The 8,674-nt window shown below is 65.3% G+C and carries 6 protein-coding genes; 3 read left to right on the top strand and 3 right to left on the bottom strand.

Going from position 1 to position 8,674, the window contains the following annotated elements; translation table 11 throughout:
• Nucleotides 1-113 precede the first annotated feature (113 nt).
• From AC1DKY_RS20885 to AC1DKY_RS20875, 3 genes are all read right to left on the bottom strand, one after another.
• Nucleotides 114-1,367: a polyhydroxyalkanoate depolymerase gene (locus AC1DKY_RS20885; protein WP_441605623.1), complete on the bottom strand. Its 1,254-nt coding sequence runs from the start codon at nucleotides 1,365-1,367 to the stop codon at nucleotides 114-116.
• 99 nt (nucleotides 1,368-1,466) lie between these two features.
• Nucleotides 1,467-2,210 carry a class I SAM-dependent methyltransferase gene (locus AC1DKY_RS20880; RefSeq protein WP_441605622.1) on the bottom strand — a complete coding sequence of 248 codons (744 nt, stop codon included), beginning with the start codon at nucleotides 2,208-2,210 and terminating at the stop codon, nucleotides 1,467-1,469.
• Between the two features lie 46 nt (nucleotides 2,211-2,256).
• The gene (locus AC1DKY_RS20875) at nucleotides 2,257-2,751 is read right to left on the bottom strand and encodes an RDD family protein (protein ID WP_441605621.1); all 495 of its coding nucleotides are present in this window, start codon (nucleotides 2,749-2,751) and stop codon (nucleotides 2,257-2,259) included.
• Between the two features lie 63 nt (nucleotides 2,752-2,814).
• Here AC1DKY_RS20875 and xerD point away from each other — a divergent pair, with 63 nt between their 5' ends.
• The 3 genes from xerD to purL all read left to right on the top strand — a co-directional run bounded on the left by xerD (nucleotide 2,815) and on the right by purL (nucleotide 8,671).
• Entirely contained in the window at nucleotides 2,815-3,726 is a 912-nt protein-coding gene (xerD, locus tag AC1DKY_RS20870; protein ID WP_441605620.1) for a site-specific tyrosine recombinase XerD, read from the top strand.
• Between the two features lie 109 nt (nucleotides 3,727-3,835).
• Nucleotides 3,836-4,627, top strand: coding sequence for a DsbC family protein (locus tag AC1DKY_RS20865; RefSeq protein ID WP_441605625.1), 792 nt, complete (start codon nucleotides 3,836-3,838; stop codon nucleotides 4,625-4,627).
• 183 nt (nucleotides 4,628-4,810) lie between these two features.
• Entirely contained in the window at nucleotides 4,811-8,671 is a 3,861-nt protein-coding gene (gene purL, locus AC1DKY_RS20860) for a phosphoribosylformylglycinamidine synthase (protein WP_441605619.1), read from the top strand.
• Nucleotides 8,672-8,674 lie beyond the last annotated feature (3 nt).

Here is an 8,674-nt window from a genome sequence, read left to right as displayed (position 1 = left end):
GTGCGCGACAAACCTACCGAGCGGTACACCGCGGCGTGGCTGTCGCGCACAGGGTGCGCTCCCACAGACACGCGGAGCCCTCTCCCAGGGCGGGAGAGGGGCAAAAAGCAGGCTTAGGCAGCCCGCTTATCGAACTTGCGAATGAAATCCCGCACCTGCGGATACACCGTCTGCCGCCAGCGACGACCACTGAAAATGCCGTAGTGGCCAGCGCCTTCGACCACGCGGTGTTCGCGACGGTCAGCAGGGATGCCGCTGCACAGATCATGCGCCGCTTCGGTCTGGCCAAGGCCGGCGATGTCGTCCAGCTCGCCTTCGACGGTGAACAGCGCGGTCTTGGTGATGGCTGCAGGCTTCACGCGTTCGCCGGAGACATCCCAGAGCCCGCGCGGCAGCAGGAACTGCTGGAACACGGTGGCGATGGTGTCGAGGTAATACTCGGCCGGCATATCGAGCACGGCGTTGTATTCGTCGTAGAACTTGCGGTGCGCCTCGGCATCATCCTGATCGCCGCGACGCAGGTTCTCGTAGAAATCCCAGTGCGAGTTCAGGTGGCGGCCCGGGTTCATCGCGATGAAGCCGGCGTGCTGCAAGAAGCCCGGGTAAACCTCGCGACCAGTACCGGGATAGTTCGGCGGCACGGTGTGGATGAGGTTGCCGCGGAACCAGCTGAGCGGTCGCGTGGTGGCGAGGTTGTTGACGCCGGTCGGATTGCTGCGCGGCTCGATCGGGCCGCCCATCATGGTCATGCTGAGCGGGGTGGCTTCGCCGCGCGCCGCCATCAGGGACACCGCGGCAAGCACCGGCACGGTCGGCTGGCACACGGAAATGACGTGCACGCGCTCGGCGCCGATATGGCGGATGAATTCCTCGATGTACGCCACGTAGTCGTCCAGATGGAACGGCCCCGCGCTGGTCGGCACCATGCGCGCGTCGACCCAGTCGGTGATGTACACCTTGTGGTCTTGCAGCAGGGTCTTCACCGTATCGCGCAGCAGCGTGGCGTGGTGGCCGGAGAGCGGCGCGACGACCAGCACGGTCGGGTCGTTCTTCAACTTCTCGATGGTTTCCGGATCGTCGCTGAAGCGCTTGAAGCGCTTGAGCTGGCAGAACGGCTTGTCCAGCATCACGCGCTCGATCACGGCAATTTCCTGACCGTGCGCCGTCACCTGCGGGATGTTGAACGCGGGCTTCTCGTATTCCTTGCCCAGACGGTGCAACAGCTCGTAGCCGGCGGCCATGCGCGGCGCACCCGGGAGATGCGAGAACGGGCTGGTGATGTCGCTCAGCAGCTTGGCGCTGGCTTCGGCGTAGTGGCTCAGCGGGCCAAGGAAAGCGCGCTGCCACTCATGGATCTGATAAAGCATCGGGGTGGAACCGGGAAGCGTCAGAGAAAACCATCTTACCCGGTTTTGGCGCAGTCGTGCTGCGCCGCCGCATTGTCTCAATCCTGCTGAATCAGGTGCTTAGACGCGGCGACAAAGCAGCAGCAATTCGTCCACGCCGTCGCAGTCGGCCATGCCGCGCTGCCAGCGCAGCGGCTTCTGCAGGCGCAGGCCCAGCGGCATGATCACCCGGTTGTACCACCACAGGGCGCGCTCGCGCTGGTGGGTGAGATACCACTGGCCCAGGCCCAGCAAGGTCTTGGAGGTGGGCTGCATGCCGTAGATGGCGCTCTGCTCGATAGTCCATCCATTGGACTCGAGTTTGCGCAGAATCTGGGCGGGCTCGTAGCGGCGGTAGTGGCCGACGAACTCGTCGAACTCGGTCCAGGCCGCTTCGTGCAGTGGCACGGAGAGCAGCATGCGGGCATCGGGTGCTGCAACGCGGGAAAGCTCGCGCAGCGCCTTGTCGTCGTCCAGCACGTGCTCAAGGATGTCGAGCGCGCAGACCAGATCGAAGCTGGCGTCGGCACAGGGCAGGGCGCTGATGTTGGCGCGCGCGGCACTGGCGCCGTGCGAGCGAAGTTCACCCAGGGCGGCCGTGCTGATGTCGACGAAGTAAGTGCCATCGATCGGCAGCCGCGGCCGCAGACCGGGCGCCACTTCCAAGCGGCGCGGCAGCGCCATGGCCAGTTCGCGCACCATCGGCCAGGTATTGAAGCGGCTGGGATCGACCAGTCGCGAGCCTGACCACAGCGAGTCGTAGAACGCCTGATTGATGCGTTTAAGCTCGGTGGCGTCGCGACGGGGTAAGGCAAGCGAGGGCATATAACAGTGTTGCCCGAATCCACCTCACTTTCATGTGAAGCTTTCCTTACTTGCGCAAAACCGTGCGCGCGATCACATCATGGAGCGCTCGTCGACGCGGATCGAAAATAGATACGCCAAACCAGACGATCCATGCGGCGGCCATCGCCCACAGTGCCGCCCTGGTGCCGATCCACGGCGCCAGTACCAGCAAGCCCATCGGCGCTGCCGCCACGAGCAATCGCACGAGCGCCTGGGTGAACGTGATGCCAAATCCTTGCTCGTTGCTGACGCGAATGCGCCAGGGGCGCATGCCCAGCGTGCGTCCGCCGCGCAACCACGATGCGATGAAATAGGCCGATACCAGCAGCGCCTGCAGCGGCTGATACCACCATGCGATGTGCGCGTGCCCGTCGGTGCTGATCAGGTTGCCGCCGGTGACGCGCTGGCACACGTAACCGACCACCATCACGATCGCCACCACGGCCAGCAGGTCGTAGAGCAGGGCGAACAGGCGGCGCCACAGCGGGCAATAGATATCGGTGGCGGTGCTGGAAGTCATCGAAACGGCAGCCTGCGTAGGGAACGCTTGCACGTGGCGAGGCGGGCAGCCAGCATCGCGTCCATGCAGCAAGAAGAACCCAGTATCGCCGAAGCCGACCGTCGCAGCATCGATGCTTTCATCGAGCGCGTGTGGTCCGAAGATGGATTGTCCGACCGCACGCTGGAGGCTTACCGCAGCGATCTCGAAAGTCTCGCGCGCTGGCTGGGCTCGCAGGGGCAGAGCCTGCGCAGCGCGCAGCGTCAGCACTTGTCCGCCTATCACGGCAGCCAGCCGGTGGCGGTGCGTTCGCTGGCGCGTCGGCAGTCGGCGTTTCGTCGCTACTACGCCCATGTCGCGCGCACCGAACCGGGTTTCGACGATCCCACGCTGTTGATCGAGCGTCCCAAGATGCCGCGCAGCCTGCCCAAGGCCTTGGCCGAGCGCGAGATCGAGGGCCTGCTGGATGCGCCGGATCTTGGCACGACCCTGGGTCTGCGCGATCGCGCGATGCTGGAACTGATGTATGCCTCGGGCTTGCGCGTATCCGAACTGGTGCAGTTGCCGCTGGCTTCGCTCAACCTGCGCCAAGGCGTCGTGCGGGTCACCGGCAAGGGCGGCAAGGATCGCCTGGTGCCCATCGGTGAGGTGGCGGCCGAGCGCATCGAGGCCTATCTCGCTGCGGCACGCCCGTCGCTCGCGCGCGGCCGCCAGCCTCTGGCGCTGTTTCTCAGCAACCGCGGCGTGGGCATGACGCGGCAGATGTTCTGGACGTTGGTGAAGCGCTACGCCGTGCAGGTAGGCATCGTCTCAAAGCGCATTTCGCCGCATGTGCTGCGGCATTCCTTCGCCACCCACCTGCTCAACCACGGCGCCGACCTGCGCGCGCTGCAGATGCTGTTGGGCCATAGCGCGCTGAGCACCACGCAGATCTATACGCTGGTCGCCAAGGAAGGTCTCAAGCGGCTGCACGCCCAGCACCATCCGCGCGGTTGACCGACCCGCGGCTGTGCCAAACGGCCCGCATCCGCATTCAGGCGCCTGTGCGAGAATGGCTTTCCCCCACGTTTCCCCCACGGGGAAATGCATGTCCACGAGGTCTGCGATGTTCAAGAAATGGTTGCTGGCGCTGTGCGTCGGCGGATTGGCACTCAATGCCTGCGCCGCGCCGGACGGCACAACGGGTGCGACTGGTGTGGCCACCGCTGCGCCCGCCGCTGTGGCCACCGGGTCGGAAGCCGCCATTCGCCGTGCCGTGCAAGGCCTGGTGCCCAACGCGAGCATCGACTCGATCCGTCCGGCACCGATGCAGGGCTTTTACCAGGTCATCGCCTCGGGCCATCTGGTCTATGTGTCCAGCGACGGCAAGTACATGCTCAATGGCGACCTGATCGACCTGGGCAGGAAAAAGAACATCACCGAGGATGGCTGGGCCGAGTTCCGCAAGGCCGAGCTGGCCAAGGTGCCCGAGGCCGACCGCATCGTGTTCGCGCCGGCCAATCCGCGTTATCGCGTCACCGTGTTCACCGACGTCAACTGCGCGTACTGCCGTCAGTTGCACGAACACATGGCCGATTTCAACAAGGCCGGGATCGCGGTGGAGTACATCGCCTGGCCGCGCGAAGGCGTCATCAACGAGGCGGGCCGTACCACGCCCACCTATAACGAGATGGTCTCGGTGTGGTGCGCCAGCGACCGCAAGGCCGCGTTCACCTCGGCCAAGCAGGGCAAGGCGCCCAAGGCCACCAACTGTCCGAACCCGGTGAAGGACGAATTCGACCTGGGCGTGAAGCTCGGCGTGTCGGGCACGCCCACCATCATTGCGGCCGATGGTTCGATGGTCGGCGGCTATGTGACGCCCGAGCAGCTGTTGCAGGCGCTTAAGACCGGCGGCTGATGTCGGGCGACCGATGCGGCTTTGTGCCCCTGGCATGCGGCAATTGGCCGTAGATTCATTGAGTTAGACTGACTGGGCGGCGTTGGAGTGCCAGCGTCGCCCGAACGGTCGCGATGCTGCGTCGCGGCAGTGTTGATGCGCTATGAGGTACAATCGGCGTTTTCGCCTACCTCCTGTCCCCGCATGATCGCACTCGACGGGCAGAGCGCCCTCTCCCCTTTTCGCCTTGAACGTCTGAACGCACGCCTGGAAGCCATTCACCGTGGCACGCGTGTGCAGGCGTCGTGGTTTATTTATTTCATCGACGCCGACCGCGAGCCGGAGGGCGAGCAGCATCGCCGCCTGCTGGAAGTGCTCGAAGCCAAAGAAGGCAAGCCCGAACACGCCTCGCTATGGGTGGTTCCGCGCCTGGGCACGATTTCGCCCTGGTCCAGCAAGGCCACCGATATCCTGCATGGCGCCGGCTTTGACGTGCGCCGCGTCGAGCGCGGCGTCGCCTGGCAGGTCGCCAGTCTGCCGGCCATTGGCAGCGCGCAGTACGACGCCGTCGTTGCCGTTCTGCATGACGCGATGACGCAGTCGGTGCTTACCGATCTGAGCCAGGCGCACAGCTTGTTCCTCGGTGGCCAGCCCGGTCCGGTGGTCTACATCGAGCTGGGCAGCGATCCCAAGGCCGCGCTGGACGTGGCCAACCGGGAACTTGGCCTGGCGCTGGCGGACGACGAGATCGAGTACCTGGTCGCACGCTACGCCGAACTGGGTCGCAATCCGACCGACGCCGAACTCTTCATGTTCGCGCAGGCCAATTCCGAGCACTGCCGCCACAAAGTGTTCAACGCCAGCTGGACGCTGGACGGCGAGGCTCAGGACAAGAGCCTGTTCGGCATGATCAAGAACACCCACCAGCATTCGCCGGCTCATACGTTGTCTGCCTATAAGGACAACGCAGCCGTGATCGAAGGCTCCGAAGGCAAGCGCTTCTTCACCGATCAGGACGGTGTGTGGCGTTCGCATCCGGAGCGCATCGATTATGCGATCAAGGTCGAAACGCACAACCATCCCACGGCCATCGCGCCGTGGCCGGGTGCGGCCACCGGCGCCGGCGGCGAAATCCGCGATGAAGGCGCCACCGGCCGTGGCGCCAAGCCCAAGGCCGGCCTGACCGGTTTCTCCGTGTCCGACCTGCGCATTCCTGGCCTGCCGCGACCGTGGGAAGTGGATCGCCCGCTGCCGCCGCATATGGCGACTGCCTTCGAAATCATGCGCGACGGCCCCTTGGGCGCCGCTGCATTCAACAACGAATTCGGCCGTCCGGCGCTGGGCGGTTACTTCCGTACGTACGAGCACGAGACCGGTGAAGCGGGCGTGCGCCGTGGCTACGACAAGCCGATCATGATCGCCGGCGGCCTGGCCAATATCCGTGCCGACCATGTGCAGAAGCGCGACGTGCAGCCGGGCAACAAAGTGATCGTGCTCGGTGGCCCGGCCATGTTGATCGGCCTGGGCGGTGGCGCGGCCTCCTCGGTGGCCTCGGGCACGTCGAGCAAGGAGCTGGATTTCGCTTCCGTGCAGCGCGACAACGCCGAGATGGAGCGTCGCGCGCAGCAGGTGATCGACAGCTGCTGGGCGCGTGGCGACAAGAACCCCATCGTCAGCGTGCACGACGTAGGCGCAGGCGGTCTGTCCAACGCCATTCCCGAGTTGCTCAACGACGCCGGTGTGGGCGGTCGCATCGACCTGTCCAAGATTCCGTGCGATGACCCTTCGCTGTCGCCGATGCAGGTGTGGAGCAACGAATCGCAAGAGCGCTATGTGCTCGCGATCGGGCCGGAGGATCTCGCCGAATTCGAGGCCTACTGCAAGCGCGAGCGCTGCCCTTATGCAGTGGTCGGCGACGCCACGGCTGAGCGTCGCCTGGTGGTGCACGATCCGCGCACGGACACGCTGGTGATCGACTTGCCGATGGACGTGCTGTTCGGCAAGCCGCCGCGCATGCATCGCGATGCCAAGCGCCTGAAGCCGCGCGTCGATCTCTTGCCTGATCTGGCCGGCATCAGCATGGACGAAGCGCTGATGCGCGTGCTGCGCCTGCCGACCGTGGGCAGCAAGAGCTTCCTCATCACCATTGGCGACCGTACCGTCGGTGGCCTCAATGTGCGCGACCCGATGGTCGGTCCGTGGCAGGTGCCGGTGGCCGATTGCGCCGTGACCGTCACCGATTTCGACAGCTACACCGGTGAAGCGATGGCGATGGCCGAGCGCGCACCCGTGGCGTTGCTGAGCAGCCCGGACGCCGCCCGCCTCGCCGTGGGCGAAGCCATCACCAATCTTGCCGCCGCACCGATCGCCTCGCTGGGCGAAATCCGCCTTTCGGCCAACTGGCAGGCGGCGGTGAATTTCCCCGGCGAAGATGCGGCACTGTTCGACGCGGTGAAGGCCGTGGGCATGGAATTGTGCCCGGAGCTCGACATCTCGATTCCGGTCGGCAAGGACTCGCTGTCCATGCAGACGATCTGGAAGGATGGCGACACCATGCAGTCGACGGTGTCGCCGGTGTCGCTGGTCATCACCGGCTTCGCGCGCGTCACCGACGTGCGCCGCACGCTCACGCCGCAGCTGCGCCTGGATCGCGGCGACTCCGAACTCTGGCTGCTGGATCTTGGCGCCTGCCGCGATCGCCTCGGCGGTTCCGCGCTGACCCAGGTGTTCAACCGCGGCGGCGGCGTGCCGCCGGATCTGGACGATGCCAAGCGCCTGAAGTCGCTGTTTGACCTGGTGCAGGAAGCGAACGCGAACGGTCTGCTGCTGGCCTATCACGACCGTTCCGACGGCGGCGTCATCGTGACCTTGCTGGAAATGGCGTTCGCCGGTCACTGCGGTCTGGAAATTCAGCTGGACGGCTGGGCGGAAGCGACGCTGCGCGCGCTGTTCAACGAAGAACTTGGCGCGGTGATGCAGGTGGCCTCGGCCAATCGCGAAGCCTTCGAGGCGCTGCTGGTCAAGCATGGCCTGACCAGCATGGCGTACCGCATTGGACGTCCAAAGGAAAAGCTCGGCATCAAGCTGTTCCACAACGGCGACACCATGTTCAAGTGGAACTGGCGCACGCTGTTCGAAGCGTGGAACGAAACCAGCTACGCCATGCAGCGCCTGCGCGACAACCCGGCGTCGGCCGATGCCGAAAACGCCTGGCGCCTGGACGACTCCGACCCGGGTATCCATCCGAAGCTGAGCTTCGAGCCGGTCGACGACATCGCCGCACCGTACATCGCCAAGGGCGCACGCCCGCGCGTGGCGGTGCTGCGCGAGCAGGGCGTCAATGGCCAGGTCGAAATGGCGGCTGCGTTCACGCGTGCCGGCTTCGATGCGGTGGACGTCCATATGTCCGATCTGGCCAGCGGTCGCATCAAGCTGGCCGACTTCCGCGGCTTTGCGGCATGCGGCGGTTTCTCCTATGGCGACGTGCTGGGTGCGGGTCGCGGCTGGGCCACCTCCATCCTCTACAACGAATACCTGCGCGCGGAATTCAGCACGTTCTTTGCCGACACTTCGCGTTTTGCGCTGGGCGTCTGCAACGGCTGCCAGATGATGGGCCAGCTCAAGGACATCATCCCCGGTGCGCAGCACTGGCCGAAGTTCCTGCGCAACGCGTCGGAGCAGTACGAGGCCCGTCTGGCCACGGTGGAAGTGCTCGATTCGCCGAGCATCTTCTTCAAGGGCATGGCCGGTTCGCGCATCCCGGTGGCGGTGGCGCACGGCGAAGGCCGCGTGAGCTTCCCGTACAGCTGCAGCCCGTCCAAGGCCGGCGCGGCGCTGCGTTATGTGGACAACCGCGGCAAGCCCACCGAAGACTATCCGCTGAACCCGAACGGTTCGCCGGGCGGTCTCACCGGTTTCACCGCTGCCGAAGGACGCGTGACGATCATGATGCCGCATCCGGAACGCGTGTTCCGCAGCGTGCTGATGAGCTGGCATCCGGAAAAGTGGGGCGAGGATTCACCGTGGATGCGCATGTTCCGCAACGCACGGGTGTGGTGCGGCTGATGT

It is taken from the genome of Dyella sp. 01N448 (assembly GCF_056399225.1).
Note: the sequence above shows the minus strand (reverse complement) of the source record. Positions and strands in the feature narration are given on the sequence as shown.